General features: G+C 63.0%; 16 protein-coding genes. 7 read left to right on the top strand and 9 right to left on the bottom strand.

Going from position 1 to position 17,186, the window contains the following annotated elements; all coding sequences use genetic code 11:
- Positions 1–75 precede the first annotated feature (75 nt).
- The 6 genes from GKC30_RS06005 (at position 76) to GKC30_RS05980 (ending at position 5,788) form a co-directional block, all read left to right on the top strand.
- On the top strand, positions 76–261 hold the full coding sequence (locus tag GKC30_RS06005; protein WP_155933070.1) for a hypothetical protein: 186 nt from the start codon (positions 76–78) through the stop codon (positions 259–261).
- Positions 258–971 (top strand): ATP-dependent zinc protease family protein, encoded by a 714-nt coding sequence (locus tag GKC30_RS06000; protein ID WP_155933068.1) that lies wholly within the window; start codon positions 258–260, stop codon positions 969–971. The genes GKC30_RS06005 and GKC30_RS06000 overlap by 4 nt, the downstream gene beginning before the upstream one ends.
- A complete protein-coding gene (locus tag GKC30_RS05995) occupies positions 964–2,499 on the top strand; it encodes a UUP1 family membrane protein (RefSeq protein ID WP_155933066.1) in 1,536 nt (511 codons plus the stop codon). Before GKC30_RS06000 ends, GKC30_RS05995 begins: the two co-directional genes overlap by 8 nt.
- A 2-nt stretch (positions 2,500–2,501) precedes the next feature.
- A complete protein-coding gene (locus GKC30_RS05990) occupies positions 2,502–3,458 on the top strand; it encodes an alpha-L-glutamate ligase-like protein (protein WP_196772826.1) in 957 nt (318 codons plus the stop codon).
- 560 nt (positions 3,459–4,018) lie between these two features.
- Positions 4,019–4,873 (top strand): AraC family transcriptional regulator, encoded by an 855-nt coding sequence (locus GKC30_RS05985; protein ID WP_155933502.1) that lies wholly within the window; start codon positions 4,019–4,021, stop codon positions 4,871–4,873.
- Positions 4,874–4,897: 24 nt separating this feature from the next.
- Positions 4,898–5,788 (top strand): DMT family transporter, encoded by an 891-nt coding sequence (locus GKC30_RS05980; protein ID WP_367614005.1) that lies wholly within the window; start codon positions 4,898–4,900, stop codon positions 5,786–5,788.
- Between the two features lie 13 nt (positions 5,789–5,801).
- On the opposite strand, the gene GKC30_RS05975 is transcribed toward GKC30_RS05980, so the two are convergent.
- The 9 genes from GKC30_RS05975 to GKC30_RS05935 form a co-directional block, all read right to left on the bottom strand.
- Complete coding sequence (locus GKC30_RS05975) at positions 5,802–6,626, bottom strand: ABC transporter ATP-binding protein (protein WP_155933062.1); 825 nt, start codon at positions 6,624–6,626, stop codon at positions 5,802–5,804.
- On the bottom strand, positions 6,607–7,416 hold the full coding sequence (locus tag GKC30_RS05970; protein WP_155933060.1) for an ATP-binding cassette domain-containing protein: 810 nt from the start codon (positions 7,414–7,416) through the stop codon (positions 6,607–6,609). The genes GKC30_RS05975 and GKC30_RS05970 overlap by 20 nt, the downstream gene beginning before the upstream one ends.
- Entirely contained in the window at positions 7,413–8,264 is an 852-nt protein-coding gene (gene nikC / locus GKC30_RS05965; protein WP_155933058.1) for a nickel ABC transporter permease subunit NikC, read from the bottom strand. The genes GKC30_RS05970 and nikC overlap by 4 nt, the downstream gene beginning before the upstream one ends.
- Positions 8,261–9,205, bottom strand: a complete 945-nt coding sequence (gene nikB, locus GKC30_RS05960) for a nickel ABC transporter permease subunit NikB (RefSeq protein ID WP_155933056.1) — start codon at positions 9,203–9,205, stop codon at positions 8,261–8,263. Before nikB ends, nikC begins: the two co-directional genes overlap by 4 nt.
- Positions 9,205–10,800 carry a nickel ABC transporter substrate-binding protein gene (nikA, locus tag GKC30_RS05955; RefSeq protein ID WP_155933054.1) on the bottom strand — a complete coding sequence of 532 codons (1,596 nt, stop codon included), beginning with the start codon at positions 10,798–10,800 and terminating at the stop codon, positions 9,205–9,207. Before nikA ends, nikB begins: the two co-directional genes overlap by 1 nt.
- A 272-nt stretch (positions 10,801–11,072) precedes the next feature.
- Positions 11,073–12,710 (bottom strand): AMP-binding protein, encoded by a 1,638-nt coding sequence (locus GKC30_RS05950; RefSeq protein ID WP_155933052.1) that lies wholly within the window; start codon positions 12,708–12,710, stop codon positions 11,073–11,075.
- Positions 12,711–12,904: 194 nt separating this feature from the next.
- On the bottom strand, positions 12,905–13,453 hold the full coding sequence (locus GKC30_RS05945; RefSeq protein WP_155933050.1) for a helix-turn-helix domain-containing protein: 549 nt from the start codon (positions 13,451–13,453) through the stop codon (positions 12,905–12,907).
- 218 nt (positions 13,454–13,671) lie between these two features.
- Complete coding sequence (locus GKC30_RS05940) at positions 13,672–15,312, bottom strand: AMP-binding protein (RefSeq protein WP_155933048.1); 1,641 nt, start codon at positions 15,310–15,312, stop codon at positions 13,672–13,674.
- 8 nt (positions 15,313–15,320) lie between these two features.
- The gene (locus GKC30_RS05935; RefSeq protein ID WP_155933046.1) at positions 15,321–15,881 is read right to left on the bottom strand and encodes a helix-turn-helix domain-containing protein; all 561 of its coding nucleotides are present in this window, start codon (positions 15,879–15,881) and stop codon (positions 15,321–15,323) included.
- Positions 15,882–16,211: 330 nt separating this feature from the next.
- Here GKC30_RS05935 and GKC30_RS05930 point away from each other — a divergent pair, with 330 nt between their 5' ends.
- Positions 16,212–17,144, top strand: a complete 933-nt coding sequence (locus GKC30_RS05930; protein ID WP_155933044.1) for a radical SAM/SPASM domain-containing protein — start codon at positions 16,212–16,214, stop codon at positions 17,142–17,144.
- Positions 17,145–17,186 lie beyond the last annotated feature (42 nt).

The following is a 17,186-nucleotide window of genomic DNA, read 5'->3' as shown; positions in this document are numbered from 1 at the left end:
ACAGCCGGCATTTGTTTTATCAAAGGGTTGCAGCTGTCTGGCCGCAGCCATGGCGAGTCCGTGCCCACAGCGGGCATGCACATCGATTTCACATCCTTGCGCCAAGCCCGCATCTGGACTATGGGCTACAGTGCACCGGAATTCGGCGACCTTCATGTCTCGACAGAGACGGCCGACATGGCCCAAATGGTTGAAAACTCGGAAGGGCAGTTTCAAGTGAGCGCAAGGCTGAAGCCGCCCGAGAGGGATTTTATCAGATGAGATACGCGAAATTCGGTTTGATTGCCTTTCTCCTGACGGCACTCGCGCTGACGGCCGCATGCGCTCCCAAGCGTATTGGCGATATTGACCCTGACCAGAGCCAGCAGCCCGCCTCCGAGAGCGACGACACGCAGCTCAGGGATGAAACGAGTGACGACCCCGGCGCCGCATCGGTCCAAAGTCCGATTGAGCAAGCGAAACCGCCCACCCCGCAGAAACACCCCAGGCCCGAACCCGCAACCACCCCGGCCAAACCCCCGGCCAAGCCTAAAATCAATGACATGATCGTGCTCGGTCAGATGGAGTATGTTTCCTTTGAAAGCATCGGGATAAAGCTCCCGGCCAGAATCGATACCGGGGCCACGACATCGTCTCTGCACGCGGATACCATTCAACCCTACGAGCGCGATGGGAAAAAATGGGTGCGGTTTTCTCTGAAGAGCCCGGTTTCGGGCGACATCATCGAAGTGGAGCGTCCTCTGCATCGCACCGTTCTGATCAAGGGGCATCACGGAGAGTCGCAACGACGTTATGTGGTCAAGCTTCCGGTGAAGCTCGACAGCATTGAATGCGTGACCCCGTTTTCACTGACGGACCGGAGTGGCTACGAGTTCCCGGTTCTGATCGGGCGTTCGCTTCTGCATGGGCGCGCCGTGGTGGACGTGACCCAGGAGTACACGACTTCTCCCTTGAGCGAGAAACATGAGTAGCAAGATACAGCTCTACACACTGGTCTGTCTGCTGGCGGTCCTTGGAATCGGCGTCACGGTCTACAAGGTCGTCTGCCTGGGCTTTGCGCTCTCGCCGTCAGCGCGGGAAATGGTCTGGACTGTCGAGGCGGAAATATCCTTTGATGCCGACGGCGGCCCGGTGGAGGTCTCGCTGAACCACCCAGACAATTTCAAGGATCTTGTCATCGTGGACATTGTGGACATCGTGGATGAGAACATCGGCTACACCTATCGGGTTGTGAACGGAAGCGGCGGCACCCGCGCCCTATGGAGTACGGAAAACGCCAAGGGACCCCAGAAGATATACTTGCGGATCAAGGCCTACCGTCGTGGCAGCGCCGAAGGAGTTGAGCCCTTCAAGCGTGAAAACGACGAGCCTCGGCCTCCCCGGCTGAGCGGCGCGGCGGAGATGTTTGCCGACACGCTCCTGGCCGCGGCCAAGGAGAAGCAATCCGATCCGGTTCCTATGGCCATGGAGCTTCTCCGCCTGCTCAATGATCCCGAGAACAACACCGGAGCTTCAAGCCTCCTCAATCTCAAGCACGTTTTGGATGGGCCGCTGGGAGTTGCCCGGGCCCTGCTGCACCGGGCCGGGATAGAGTCCAGGGTGGTGGGCGGCATCTTCCTTGGCGCGAAGGGGGCAGGCACACCCTACCGCCGCTACCTTGAAGTGCGCGACGGTCCTTACTGGGTTCTGCTGGACCCGCGCACGGCAACCGCCATCAATTCCGAAGCCTTCCTGCTCTGGCAGCTCAACGACGAATCCCTGCTTGAAGTCATCGGGGGAAGCAATTCCAAGGTTTCGTTCTCTTCGGTGGAAAATTCCATGCTGGCCAACGTGGCGGCCATCGACTCCGAGTTGGGCAGAAAGTCGCCGTTGGTGGACTTCTCCATCTACACCCTGCCTGTCCAGGTGCAGGCAGCCTTCAAGCTCTTGCTGCTCATTCCCCTGGGCGCGTTCGTGGTGGTCGTCATGCGCAGCCTTATCGGCATTAGGACGAGCGGCACGTTTCTGCCCATCCTCATCGCCCTGACTTTTTTGCAGACGACGTTGCTTCCTGGTCTCGCCCTGTTTGTCCTGATCGTCTCCCTGGGGCTCGCCCTGCGGTCCTATCTCAGCCGTCTCAATCTGCTGCTGGTGCCGAGGATATCAGCCGTCCTGGTCTTCGTCATCATCATCTATCTGGCCATCTCGGTCATCAGCCACAAGATGGACAGCGATGTGGGCCTGCGGGTCACGTTCTTTCCCATGATCATCGTTGCCTGGACCATTGAGCGGATGTCCATTCTCTGGGAGGAGGAAGGCGTCAAGGAAGTGCTCATCCAGGGCAGCGGCTCCCTGCTCACGGCCAGTCTCGTCTATCTGCTGCTGATCAACAGGCTGGTGGGGCATCTGACCTATTCATTCCCCGAGCTTCTGCTGGTCGTGCTGGCCGTCATCCTGCTGATCGGCAACTATACCGGCTACAGGCTCAGTGAACTCCGTCGATTCGAGCCTTTGAAATGAGGATGCCCAGGCTACGCTTCATCACACCCGCCCGGCTGAAGGAGCTGGGCATCGTCGGCATGAACATGCGCAACGTCCGGCTCATCAGCGAGAACAACCCGCGCCGCCTGTTCCCCCTGGTTGACGACAAGCTCAAGACCAAGGTGATGGCCGAAGCGGCGGGCATCCCGGTTCCGAGACTGCTGGGCGTGGTTCGCGTTCAGCAGCAGGTCAGGGAGCTTGTGCCGTTCCTGAGCGGTCAGCCGGACTTTGTGATCAAACCGGCCAACGGGAGCGGGGGCAAGGGGATACTGGTGATCACCGGGCGAGAAGGCGAGGGGTTCGTCAAGTCGGACGGCATGGTCATCAGCCGGGCCGATCTGCACAGGCATACATCCAACATTCTCAGCGGGCTCTTCAGTCTCGGCGGCAGGGCGGACGTTGCCATGCTTGAAGAAAGAATCATCTTTTCGGATGTGTTCGACGGCTTCTCATTCCAGGGCGTCCCGGACATCCGGGTCATTGTCTACAAGGGATATCCGGTCATGGCCATGGCTCGGCTTTCCACAGTCAACTCCAGAGGCAAAGCCAATCTGCATCAGGGGGCGGTGGGCACGGGCGTGGACATCGGCACCGGGTGCGCCCTGCTGTCCATTCAGCACGGCACTCCCCTTAAGACGCATCCAGACACGGGGAAACGTCTGGCCGATCTGGTGATTCCCGAGTGGGCCGACTGCCTGGCCCTGGCCTCGCGTTGCCACGAGATGACCGGCCTGGGCTACCTCGGTGTGGACATCGTCCTGGACAAACACCGAGGCCCGGTTATCCTGGAGCTCAACGCCCGCCCCGGCCTTGCCATACAGATGGCCAACGGGACTGGCCTCATGGTGCGCCTGGCGGCCATTGATGCCCTTGACCAGCCGCACGAATCTGTGGCGGAGCGCGTGGCGTTTTCCCAGGCCAGCTTTCGTTCACAATAATCGGGCTTCATCTCCCTCTTGCTGCCAGGGGCTCCTTTGCCCTGCGAAGGCCTCGCGGGGCGGTTGTCATTGCCCCTGCTTGGTGGCATGCCGGGCCGGGTTCGTCCGCCGGGCTCCACGCTGCCTGTTTCGCTTCATATCAGCGGATCAAGGCGGCGCAAAGGGGTTGGGCAGGTGCAGGCCCGAGCCGGGGCGCCTTCGACCGCTGCCCGGCCCGGCCGCGATCATCCCTGGCGGCAAAAGGCGCGGCAGCCGGAAACGCGCTGGCAGCTGCGGACCACGTCCCGGCACAGGAGCAAGGGGCGCTTGTCTCCCGGAATTGACGGTGTCTCCGGCGTGGACCAGCCCCAAATCCGGTGGCCAGAGCCGGACCCTGGGGCACAAGGCCCGCGTTTCCGACACTCTCTGAGAGATATGTATCGCTTCCTCCTGTGCCGTTGTCCAGGGTCTCGCAACGGTCCGCATGGCCTATCCGGCTCCGGCCGGAAAACGGGGTGGGACGCGGGCCGGGAGCCGTAAGCCCTTGCCAATGCCCTGGTACGGAGGCATGATCCGTGACCATGGAACACTATCAGGAAGAGCCGCGTCCGGGGTGCGAGTTTGCGATCATGACCGTGCCGCCGGGGCTCGGCGGGGTGGAGCTGTTACACGCACGGTATGTGACCCAGCGGTTTTCGCGCCATTTCCACGAGGGGTACGCGCTGGGCTGCATCGAGGCCGGGTCCATGCGTTTCCGGTACATGGGCCAGGAGGTGGTGGCGGCCAGGGGGCAGGTCAATCTGGTGGTGCCGGGCGAGGTGCACGACGGACATGGAGCCGCGCCGGGAGGGTGGGCCTACCGGATGTTCTATCTGCGGCCCGAGGTGCTGGCAGGGGCGACGGGCGATGCCTTGCCCGACTTTCGCATGGGGGTGATCGACGACCCTGGCCTGGCCGCCCGGATCGTGCTTACACACCGGCTTCTGGAGCGGCCCTGGACGCCGCGCATGGAAAAGGAGACCCGCCTCATGGCGCTGCTGCGCGAGTGGATCGGCGGTTGGGCCGAGGAGCGCTGCCGTCGCCCTCGGGCCGGGCGGGAGCATCGCGCCGTGGCCCGCGCCAGGGAGGTCATTCGGGCGGAGTATGGCGAGGACCTCTCCCTTGGGCGGCTGGCCCGCGAGGCCGGGCTCTCGCCCTGGCATCTGGTGCGCGTCTTCGAGGGCGAGGTCGGCGTCACCCCGCATGTCTATTTGACCCAGGTGCGGGTGGACCGGGCCCGCCGGATGCTGGCCGGGCCGGGCCGCATCGCGGATATCGCCGTTGAATGCGGTTTTGCCGATCAGGCACACCTGACCCGTCTCTTCAAGCGCCAGACAGGGATGACGCCCGGCGGCTTCCGCAAGAATCTTCAAAACCGGGCGGCCGGGCAAGGGTAAGGTCTCTCCAACAAAGGAGAGCCTGTGAACGCATCCCTCCATGCCCCTGTTTGTCTGACCCTGGCCATGATCCTGGTGGGCAGTTCGGTGGTGGCCGGCAAGATCATGGTCGAGGAATTGCCCGTGCAATTTGCCTCGGCCCTGCGTTTCGCCCTGGCCTTGGTCATTCTTCTGCCGCTTCTGCGGATGCGCGAGGGCGGCTTGCCCCGGCTTTCTCGCCGATCGTGGCTGATCCTGGCGGTTCAGGGCCTGTGCGGCTCATTTCTGTTTACGGTCTGCCTGCTCCACGGGCTGGCATTGACCGCTCCGTCCAGTGCCGGGGTCATCACGGCCACCACACCGGCCTGCATGGGGCTCATCGCCTGGCTGGGCATGGGCGAGCGGCCCACGCGTCGGGCCGGGCTGGGCATATTGCTGTCCGTGGCTGGCCTGCTGGCCGTCAATGCCGCGTCTGATCCGGGTACAGGGTCCATGCCCTTTGTCGGGAATATGCTGGTGCTCGGAGCTGTGTGCTTCGAGTCGTTCTTTCTGCTTCTGCGCAAGGGAGTGACCGAGCCGCTCACGCCTCTGGCCGCGGCCACGGCGGTGTCGCTTTTCGGGCTGGTCTGGTTCCTGCCCGGCGCGGCCTGGGACCTGATCTTCACGATTCCCGCTTCCGGGGGATTTGGCGCGGTGTCAGTCGTGGGCTGGGTTTCGGTGGCCTACTATGGCGTGTTCGTCACCGTGCTCGCCTATCTGTTCTGGTTTGCAGGCGTGACCAGGGTGAGCGCGGCCACGGCCGGGGTCTTCACCTCGGTCATGCCCGTGTCTGCCCTGATCCTTTCGGCCGCGATCCTGGGCGAGTCCGTGGGGCTGTCCCGGATTGTCGGGTGCGCCTGCGTACTGGCGGGCCTTGTGCTCATCTCGCGCCGCTAAGGCGCTGCAAGGATCAGCCAGCGGCCAGGCTCGAAGTACGGGCGGGCTTCTGATCGTCCTGGCCCGGCATGGGGGGGAGGATGGCCCCGGAGAGTTCGTCCAGGTCGCGCAGCCCGCTCATGGCGGTGATCCTCTGCGGGTCAAAGCCGTGCAGGGTTCCATCGCTCAGGATGAAGGCGCGGTCGCAGAAGCGCCGCACAAGCCGAAGGTCGTGGGTGACAAAGAGATAGGCCGTGCCGAGCTTGTGGCGCAGGGAGTCGAGCAGGTCCAGGATGCGGGCCTGGATGAGCATGTCGAGGCTGCTCACGGCTTCGTCCAGAACAATGACCCTGGGGGACGGAGCCAGGGCGCGGGCGATGCAGATGCGTTGGAGCTGGCCGCCGCTGAACCGGCCGGGCAGCTTGGCCGCGTCGTCTGGGGAGAGGCCGACCTGTTCCAGCAGCTCGGCGGTGCGCTCCCTGAGGCGGCGGCCCGAGAGCCTGTCGAAATTGCGCAGGGGTTCGGCGATGATCTGGCCTGCGGTCATGCGCGGGTTGGTGGACCCTATGGCGTCCTGAAAGACCACCTGCACCTCACGGCGTATGGACGGAGGCAGTGTGCGGATGCCGGTGACATCCTGCCCGAGGATGCTGACGCTGCCGGTATCCGGTTTTTCCAGGCCCAGCGCGAGGCGGCCCAGGGTGCTCTTGCCGCTGCCGCTTCTGCCCACGAGCCCGAGGCATTCCCCGGCGGCCAGGGACAGGGAGACGCCCTGCAGGACCCGGACGCGCTCCTGTTTGCGGAAGAAACCGCCCCGGCCGTAGGATTTGGTGACGTTGTCAAGGGTGATGACTGACATGGTCAAAGCTCCCGTGATGCGGTGCCGAAAATTGCAGGTGGGTGGCGATCAGCTCCTGGGTGAATTCGTGTCTGGGTGCCCGGAAGATGTCGTTGACGCTGCCGCGTTCGATGATCCTGCCCTGGTGCACCACCGCGACGCTGTCGGCCAGACGGGCGATGACGCCAAGGTCATGAGTGACCAGGAGCATGCCCAGGCCGCGCCGCCGCTTGAGTTCTTCCAGCAGGTCCAGGACCTTGGCCTGGGCCACGGTGTCGAGATCGGTGGTGGGCTCGTCGGCAATGAGGAAGGGGGCCTTGAGGATCAGGGCCAGGGCGACCATGACCCGCTGGAGCATGCCGCCGCTCATCTGAAAGGGATAGAGGTCCGGCACCTGGCCCGGGTCGGCGAAGCCCACTTCCCTGAGCGCTTCGAGAACCTCGCTCTCGGCGTCCGGGCCGAGCATGTCGTGGGCGGCCAGGGTCTCCTTGAAATGCGTGCGGATGGTGAAGACCGGGTCAAAGCAGCTCATGGGGTTTTGCAGGATCATGGCCACCTTGCGTCCCCGAATGCAGCGTCTGTCGTTTTTGCCGTTCAGGGTCTTGCCCTCCACAAGGACGCTGCCCTCCATGGACAGTCCCCTGGGCAGCAGATCGAGCACGCTCAGGCAGGTCAGGGACTTGCCGCTGCCGCTGGCTCCGACCATGCCCAGCACCTCGCCCTTGCGGGCCGAGAAGTCGATGCCCGCGAGCAGCTCCTTGCCCGCGGAGCGCACCCGCAGATCGCGGACTTCCAGGAACGGGGGGGTCATCGGGTTTCCTCCTGTGCCGCCAGGGCGGGGTCAAAGGAGTCCCGCAGGGCATCGCCAAGCAGGTTGAAGGCCATGACCGTGATAAAGATCATGACGCCGGGGAGCATGACCAGCATGGGATTGGTCCAGAAGAACTGCCGCGCATCGCTGATCATGACCCCCCATTCGGGCATGGGCGGGGTGACGCCCAGGCCCAGGAAGGAGAGCCCCGAGACGTGCAGCATCATGTGGCCGATGTCCAGGGTGGAGAGGATTATCAGCTGGGCGAAGACCGGCGGCAGGACATGGCGCACCACGGTCATGACCCGGCCTGTTCCGGCCACGCGGGCCGCCAGCACATAGTCTCGGTTCTTGAGGGTGAGGACCATGCTGCGGATGATGCGTGCGTACCATGCCCAGTGGGTAAGGGCCACGGCGAGGATGACATTGACCATGCCGGTACCCAGGACGCCGATGAGGAACATGGCCAGGATGAAGGTCGGGAAGGTGAGAAAGACATCGCAAAAGCGCATCAGCGTCGAATCGACAATGCCGCCGGCATAGCCCGAGATGGTGCCCACCACAAAGCCCAGCACCAGGACGATGGCGAGGATCGCCGCCACGGAGCTTATGGAGGTGCGGGTGCCGTAGACCAGCCGGGAGAGCACGTCCCGGCCCAGATGGTCGCATCCGAGCGGGTGTTCGAGGGAGGGCGGGGCGAATTTCCGTTCCAGAACCACGGCGGTGGGATCGTCCGGGGCCAGGATCGGGGCGAAGAGGGCTGTGGCGCATACGGCCGCGGCCATGACCGTGGCCAGGACGAGGACGCAGCGCTTGCGGATGGTTCCGGCGAGATCGTTCCTGGTCATCGGTTGCCGCCTCCCTGAAGCCGTATTCTGGGGTCGAGCCAGGCGTAGAGGATGTCCACGCACAGGTTCATGAGCACGAAGATGGCCGTCATGATCAGGATGAAGCACTGCATGACGGGATAGTCGCGGTTATAGATGGCCGAGACCGCGAAGCGGCCCACGCCGGGCCAGGAAAAGATGCTCTCGGCGATGACCGCGCCGCCGAAAAGCTCGCCCACGTGCATACCGATGGCCGTGACCACCGGGATGAGGGAGTTGGTCAGGACGTGCCGACCCACCACTACCCGCTCGGGCAGGCCGCGGGCCCTGGCATAGAGCACGTAGCGGGTGTGCATGTTGTCGAGCATGTTGCCGCGGATGAGCCGGGTGTTGATGGCCATGGACATCAGGGACATGGACAGGGCGGGCATGATCATGTGGTCGAGCCCGCCCATGCCTAGCGGCGGCAGCCAGCCAAGCTGGATGGAGAAAAGCCACACCAGGATGAAGGCGAGCCAGAATCCGGGCATGGACACTCCGGCAAAGGCAAAGGCGCGGGTGGCGTGGTCCGGGAGCCGGTCCTTCTCCAGGGCGGACCAGATGCCCAGGGGCAGGCTTATGATCAGGGTCAGCAGCAGGGAAAACCCGGCCAGCTTCAGGGTGTTTGGCAGATAGAAGAGGATTTCGGAAAGCACGGGCAGGCCGGTGACATAGGAGCGGCCGAAGTCCAGCACCAGGGCCTTGCCCAGCCACTGCGCGTACTGGGCGGGCAGCGGCAGGTCAAGCCCAAGATCCTGCCGGGCCACAGCCAGTGCCTCGTCCGTGGGCGGGATGTTGGACAGCCGCAGATACGACATGGCCGGGTCGTTCTGCCCGAGCCTGAGGATCAGGAAGACCACGACCGAGACGGCCAGCAGCATCGGGATGAGAATCAGCAGCCGCTTGGCGATGTAGCGCAGCATCACCTCTCCCGGGACATAAGCTCAAAAGGAAATTCATACTTGGTTGGCCCGAAGGTAACCCCCTTGAGCTCCGGCCGGTGAACCGTGATGTTGGTCATGTAGGAAAGGGGGAGATACACGGCCTGCTCGTGCAGGGTGGTCAGGATGTCGCGGTACAGCTCCTGGCGTTTCTCCTCGTCCACACTGACGAGCACCTCGCTGATCTTGCGGTCGATTTCTTCCTTCATGGGCAGACCGATCTGGGCCTGATAGTCCGCATGGGCCGGTTTGCGCATGGAACTGCAAAAGGAGTGGGGGTCATAGGGGGCGCCCCAGGTGTCGCCGAAGATCATGCCGAACTCGCCGCTCTTTTGGCGGGTGAGGAAGGAGTCCATCTCCTCGCCCACGAGGCGGACCCTGATGCCCAGGCGCTTCAGGTCGCCCTGGATGACCTCGGCCACGGACTTCTGCAGGCTGTCGTTGCCGACAAAGCACACGTCAAAGGCCAGCTCCCGGCCGTCGCGGGTGCGATACCCGGCCTCTTTCTCCTGTTTCCATCCTGCTTCGTCCAGAAGGGCGGCGGCCTTTTGCTGGTCGTGGGCAAAGGGGGCCAGGCCCAGGTCGCAGTAAGGCATGTCCGGCGAGAACAGGGTGTCGGCCATGGGCTCCACGCCCAGGAAGATGTGCTTGACCATGGCCGCCTTGTTCACTCCGTACAGGATGGCCTGACGCACGGCGAGGTCGCTGGTGGGAAACAGGTTGCTGTTGATGGCCAGCACCCTGGTGGCCTGGGGGGCGGAAATGGCGGTCTCTATGCCGGGCATGGAGGCGAAGCGGTTGAAGGTGTCGATGCCGATCTGGCCGCTGCCGTGGCCACCGGAACCGAAGATGAGATCGATCTGGCCGGTCTGGAAGGCGACGGCCCGGCCGTCGGAATCCGGGATGACCTTGACCAGCAGGCGTTTGAACTTGGGCTTGTTGCCCCAGTAGCGTTCGTTGGCAACAAAGAGATCGTGCTCGCCCTTGCGGGTTTCGGCGAGCACCCAGGGGCCGGTGCCGATGGGCGCCTTGATTCCCTTGCCGGTGTTGCCGTCCTCAGGGAAGCCCGAGGGGGAGAGGAAGCGCATGGGTCGTATCAGGCAGAGTTCCTGCAGTGTCGGATAATAGGCGTTTTTGAGAACCAGTTGGAAGGTATGCTCGTCCACCGCCACCGTGTCCGCGATCTGGTTGATGAATTCCAGCCAGTTGTGCCGCTGGGAGTTCAGGAGCACGGCATCGAAGTTCTTTTTCGCGGCTGCCGCGTCAAAGGGGGTGCCGTCGGAAAAGGTGACGCCCTTGCGCAGATGGAAGGTGTAGGTCCGCCCGTCGGCCGAGATGTCCCAGGACTCGGCCAGCCACGGCTCCAGCCCGCCTCCCTCGCCATAGCGGACAAGGGGCTCGTAGACCATGGCCTGGGCGAACATCTGGCTGGGCGAATAGGCGTGGGGATTGAGGGGCCCCACGTTGGCAGCCCAGGAATAGTTCAGGGTGTCGCCCAGATCGGCCCGAACCGGCCCGAGCATGGCCGACGCCACCAGCACGGCTGCCGACAAAAGATAAAACACGGCTCTTTTCATGGTACGACTCCTTAATAGGGGCGCTTTGGTCAGATATGATTCAAGAAAGTGTGTGACGAGTAGCTTGTCCCGTCAACCTTGTCAATGTGGTACCTCGGTTCCGATGAATGTGTCGGCCAGAGTACCTGGACAAGGTGAATGGCCTTGAGCCCTGTCGGGGAGCGGTGCGAGCGCCGGATGAGGACTGCCGGATGCGGGGGCCAGGAAAGGAAAGCGGGCCGGTGACGCGATGCGTCGCCGGCCCGATTCCCCATGCGGTTCCGGTTCTGCCGTCAGACAGCGTATTTTTCGAGGTCCGCCTCGCGGATTTCCTTGCGTTTGATCTTGCCGCTGATGGTCTTGGGCAGTTCGTCCACGTATTCGATGATGCGCGGGTATTTGTAGGGCGCGGTCAGCTCGCGCACAAAGGTCTGGAGAGCCTTGGTCAACGCCTCGTCCCCGACGTACCCCTGTGCGAGGACCACGGTGGCCTTGACGATCTGGCCGCGCACCTCGTCGGGCACGCCTGTGACGGCGGCCTCGATCACGGCGTCGTGGGCCACCAGGGCGGACTCCACCTCAAAGGGCCCGATGCGGTAGCCCGAGCTCTTGATCAGGTCGTCGGTGCGGCCCATGAACCAGAGGTAGCCGTCCTCGTCGGCCCAGGCCTTGTCTCCGGTGTGGTACCAGCCGTCGAACTTGACCGAGGCGGTCTTCTCCGGCTCGTCCATGTAGCTGTCGAAGAGGCCGAGCACGGGCGAGTCGATGTTGATGCAGATTTCCCCTTCCTCGCCCTGGGGCACGGGCTTGCCCGATTCGTCGAGCAGGGCGATGTCCCAACCGGGCACGGGCTTGCCGATGGACCCGGCCTTGGGTTTCATGAAGGGGAAGGTGGCAACCTGGAGGGTGGTCTCGGTCTGGCCGTAGCCCTCGTATATGGGCAGGCCCAGCGCCTTGTGCCAGGCGTGGAAGACCGATTCGTTGAGCAGTTCGCCCGCGGTGGTGCAGTGGCGCAGGGCCGAGAGATCGTGCTTGGAGAGATCCTCGCGCACCAGGAAGCGGTAGACCGTGGGCGGGGCGCAGAAGGTGGTGACGCGGTGTTCGGCCATCACGCGCAGCAGGGCATCGGCCTCGAATTTGCCCCGAAAGTCCCAGACAAAGACCACGGCGTCGGCCATCCACTGGCCGTAGAACTTGCCCCACACGGATTTGCCCCAGCCGGTGTCGGACAGGGTCAGGTGGATGTCTCCCGGGTTCAGGTCGTGCCAGACAGCGGCGGTGGTGTAGTGGCTGTATGGGTATTTGTGGTTGTGCACGACCATTTTGGGCATGCCGGTGGTGCCGGAGGAGAAGAAAATGACCAGCGGATCGGGGCCGCCGGGGGTGGCCGGGGTGCGCGGGCATTCGGGCGAGGCCTGGGCCATGATCGCCTCGAAGTCGAGCCAGCCCTGGGCTGGGGCACCGCCCACCTGGACCCGCAGATGCAGACCGGGGCAGTCGGGCAGGGCCGCGTCCACGCGTTGGGTGATGGAGTCCTCGCAGAGGATGGCGGTTATTCCGGCGTAGTTGACCCGCTGGGCGATGTCCTTGGTGGTCAGCAGGGAGGGCGAGGGGATGGGCACGGCGCCGATGCGGTGCAGGGCGAGCATGGCGGTCCAGTATTCGACCCTGCGGTAGAGGATGACCATGACCCGGTCGCCGGGCTTGACCCCGCGCCCGGTCAGGGCGTTGGCCAGCCTGCGGGAGCCCTGTTGGAAGAAGCCGAAGTCGAGGTCGCGCCGGACGCCTGTGTCGTCCACATGGATCATGGCGGACTGGTCCGGCCGCTTGGCGTCGAGCACGTCGTAGGCAAAGTTGAAGTCGTCGGGGCAGCGGAGCCGATAGTTGGCCCGCATGTCGTCGTAGCTGGTGAACGAGGGTTTGGTGTTCATGGCGATGCGTCTCCGTTGTCCATGGATTCGACACTGTGGTCTGGCAGGCCGTTGATAGAGTCAGAACATGCAGATCATTCAAAAATGGTGAGATGCAAGGCGCGAAAAAAGGTCAAGACCGAAGCGTACTTCCCGTGTGCGGGGATTTGAACTTTTTGAAGCAACGCCGCAGATCGCCATTTTTCAACAGTCTGCTAGAGAATCACGTCGATGAATCGGGCCTCGCGGCCGTCCAGCCCGCGCATGGCATGGGGCGTGGAGGAATCGAAGTAGACCGAATCGCCGGGTTCGAGAATGAGCGGTTCGCCGCCAAGCCTGAGTTCCAGGCGGCCTTCGAGCAGATAGATGAACTCCTGACCGTGGTGGCTTGTCTCGGTCATGGCCTCGCCGCTCTTGGGCGGAACGGTGATGAGAAACGGCTCCATCTGCCGCCCGGCGAACTTGTAGCCCAGGCTTTTGTAGTCGTAGTCCTTGCGCCGGTCCACGGCGAACCCCTCGCCCTTGCGCACCAGGGCGTGGGACTTGAGGTGCGGCTCGCGGCCCGAGATGAGGGTGGTCAGGTCCACCCGGCACAAGCGCGAGACATCGAGCAGGTAGCCCACGGGAATCTCCATGGTGCCCGTTTCGTATCCGGCCACTGTCGTCTCGTCCACGCGCAGCAGCTCGGCCATCTCCCTGACGGTCCAGCCGATGCTCTCGCGCAGGCCTGTCAGCCGTGGCGCGATTTCCTTGTATTGTCCCATGGTTGCCTCCCCTGGGTTGTCGAAAAACGTCCGATTGCCGCTTTGCCTCAAAAAGATCAAACCCTCACGTACTTAAGAGTACATCTCTGCTCTCATGATCCGTAAGGCTCGAAGACTCGCCAACGGCTCAAGGGCTTCGGCCTTGATTCTTTTCGCGCCTTGCACTCGTACGCCTATTACAGCCTGCGGAATGTTGAAGTGCATCCGGTGGCGGTCTGCTACGCGTCGGGCCACAGCTCGGCGGCCATTTCGCGCAGCTTGAATTTCTGGATCTTGCCCGACGCGGTCATGGGATAGGCCGTCAGGAAGCTCACGTATCTGGGCGTCTTGTACCGGGCGATCTTGCCGCGGCAGTAGTCGATGACATCCTCGGGCTCCAGGGCCGCGTCCTCCTTGAGGATGACGAAGGCGCCCACCTCCTCGCCGAACTTCTTGCTGGGCACCCCGGCCACCTGCACGTCGCGGATGCCGTCCATGGCGTAGAGGAATTCCTCGATCTCCCGGGGGTAGACGTTTTCCCCGCCCCGGATGATCATGTCCTTGAGGCGGCCGGTGATGGAGAGATAGCCATCCTCGTCCATGACCCCGAGATCGCCGGAGTGGAGCCAGCCGTCGGCGTCGATGGCTGCCTCGGTGGCCTTCTGGTTGTTGTAGTAGCCGACCATGACGTTGTATCCCCGGCAGCAGATCTCGCCCTGGATGCCGGTGGGTGCCTCGCGGCCGGTTTCCGGGTCCACTATCTTGATCTCCACCTCGGGCATGGCCTGGCCCACGGTCTCGGTCATCTGGCGGATGGAATCGCCGATCTTGGTCTGGCTCATGACCGGGCTCGATTCGGTCAGGCCGTAGCAGATGGTGATCTCCTTCATGTTCATCCGGTCCATGACCCGCTTCATGACCTCCACCGGGCAGGGCGATCCGGCCATGATGCCGGTGCGCAGGCTCGAGTAGTCGAAGCGTTCGAAGAGCGGATGGTCCAGGATGGCGATGTACATGGTGGGCACCCCGTACAGGGCGGTACATTTTTCCTGGTCCACGGCGGCCATGACATCAAGGGGCACATAGTCCTCCAGAATCACCATGGTCACTCCGTGGTTGACGCAGGCCAGCACGCCGAGCACACAGCCGAAACAGTGGAAGAGCGGCACGGGCAGACACAGCCGCTCGCCGGGCGCGAAGTGCTGGTTCTTGCCGATCCAGTAGCCGTTGTTGGCGATGTTGAAGTGGGTCAGCTGCACGCCCTTGGGAAAGCCCGTGGTCCCCGAGGTGTACTGCATGTTGACCACATCGTGGGGGGCAAGCTGGGCCTGGCGGGCGCGGAACTGTTCGTCGGAGACCATGGCGGCCATGGCCTGCAGCTCGGGGATGGAGTACATGCCCCGATGCTTCTCGTGACCGAGGTAGAAGACCCTCTTGAGTTTGGGGTATTTATTGGTGCGCAGTTGGCCGCGCTCCTGGGTCTTCAGCTCCGGGATCAACTCGTAGACCGTGGCCAGATAGTCGTGGTCGCGGTAGTTGCCGATGATGAAGAGGTTCTCGGTCTCGGAGTGTTCGAGCAGATACTTGAACTCGTGGGAGCGGTAGTGGGTGTTGACCGTGAGCAGGATGGCCCCGATCTTGGCTGTGGCGAACTGGAGCGCCACCCAGTAGGGCACGTTGTTGGCCCACACGGCCACCTTCTCGCCCTTCTGTACGCCAAGAGCCATGAGCCCCTTGGCCAGGGTGTCCGTCAGTGCGCCGAACTCGCGGTAGGTCAGGCGGAAATCGCGGTCCACATAGACCACGGCCTCGGTGTCCGGGTGGCTGGCCGCGGTCTCGTCAAGGAGTGCGCCCAGGGTGATTTCTCGGGTTGCTGCCATGGTGCCGCCTATTCCGGGAAGTAGAGAACCGCGTAGATTTCGGCCTTTTCATCCCCGGCGCAGGCCACGTTGTGGGGCACCACGGAGTTGAAATAGACCGAGTCTCCGGGCGAGAGCACCGACTCGTCCTGGCCGTAGCGGATGCGTACCTGGCCGGAGTGGACCACGATGAACTCCTCGCCTTCGTGGGAGGAGAGGGTTTCATCCAGGGCGGATTTGGGGAGCATTTCGATGAAGAAGGGCTCCATGTGGCGGTCGGTCTTGCCTTTGCCCAGGGAGTGGAAGACCATGCCCGGCTCCTTGCCGTCCGGGTGCATGGTCAGCTCTTCCTCGCGCTCGGCCAGCCGGACGATGAGCGGGTCGCTCGAGACCTGATCGTCGAGAAAGGTGCCAAGGCGTACGCCCAGGGCGCGTGCCAGCTTCACCAGCGGTCGAAGCGAGGGGTACATGTCGCTTTGTTCCACCGCGGTGATGAAGTCCTCGGTCAGGCCGGTGCGTTCGGCCAGATCTGCGATACTCAGCTTCTGCCGTTCGCGGTATGCCTGAATCCTGTTGCCAGTGCTGCTCATGGAAAACTGCTCCTTGCGTCTCTTCGGCCCTGCGGCCTGCATCCTTGCGGGAACGAACCGCTGTTTGGGATGTTGATTTGCCGCCCCTGCGTTTACCCGAAACCGACGCGATTGTCACCACATGGGAAAAAAACGCAAACCGGGCGGGAGCGTTGCCTTCGTTTTTCACGCGGTGTATGGTCGGCAGGCAATGCCCGCAGGCCAGCCCTGCGGCTTGACGGGCGTATTTTTGCGCCGGGCGGGATGCCCGGCGAGCTGGCGCACGGGGGAGCCCGGGCGTCCCCTGGGCCGTGCCCCGGGCAGAGGAAGAATAGAGCAGGAGGAGGCGTTTTGGCCGAGTATTACATGCCCCGTCAGGGGAGTTCCTATTTCGAGAATATCGTCACCTGGATCAGGACGGGCAAGCGGTTCCGCCCCCGTTTTCCCCGTGCCGTTCAGTTTCAGACCCTGTCCACGTGCAACGCCAAGTGCGTGTTCTGCTGCCATTCGAGCGAGCCCAAGGCCATTCCCCATGGGCGCATGGATGACGGGCTCATCAGCAAGATCATCAAGGAATGCGGGCACAGCGGCGTGGGCAGGATAAGTCCGTACATGACCAACGAGCCGCTTATGGACAAGCGGATGCCGCGCATCCTGGCCGACATCAAGAAGCACTCCATTCTGCCGGTCAAGACGCGGATCACCACCAACGCCAGTCTCCTGACGCCCGAGATCGGCGAGGCGCTGATTGATGCGAAGTTGAGCCAGATATGGATCAGCGTGAATGGATACAGCGAGGAGACATACCACCAGTCCATGTCTCTTGATTTTGCAAGGACCATGGAAAACATCGACAGCTTTCTGGCTCTCAAGCAGAGGATGGGAAGCCAGCATCCCAAGGTCAACATCACCACCCTGCGCACCCGGCTCGTGGAGCACGAGCTGGAGAGCGCCAGGAAATACTGGGACCAGCGCGACGTGAAATTTCACATCCACGCCGTGGACAATCGCGTGGGCGAGGAAGCGTTCGGTTCCGTCTGCGTCGATGTCCAGGAGAGGAAAAAGAAGCGGTATTGCGACTTGTTCCTCAAGCAGGCCTACATTGTCGAGAACGGCGACATGATCATCTGCTGCCACGACTGGAGGCAGTCGGTGGTCGTTGGCAACATCACCAACAGTTCCATCAGGGAAGTCTGGAATTCCGACAGGTTCAAGAAGCTGATCTACGAGTTTTTCGAGGGCAATTTCGAGAATCTGGAGATATGCCGCAAGTGCGGCTGCTAGCGCATCGGGCGACGGGATTTCGGGAGACGGCAATCATCGGGG

Origin of the sequence: Pseudodesulfovibrio alkaliphilus, assembly GCF_009729555.1 — a bacterium.
Classification (GTDB): Bacteria; Desulfobacterota; Desulfovibrionia; order Desulfovibrionales; family Desulfovibrionaceae; genus Pseudodesulfovibrio; species Pseudodesulfovibrio alkaliphilus.
The sequence above is the reverse complement of the archived record's forward strand: the minus strand, read 5'-3'. Positions and strand labels throughout refer to the sequence as shown.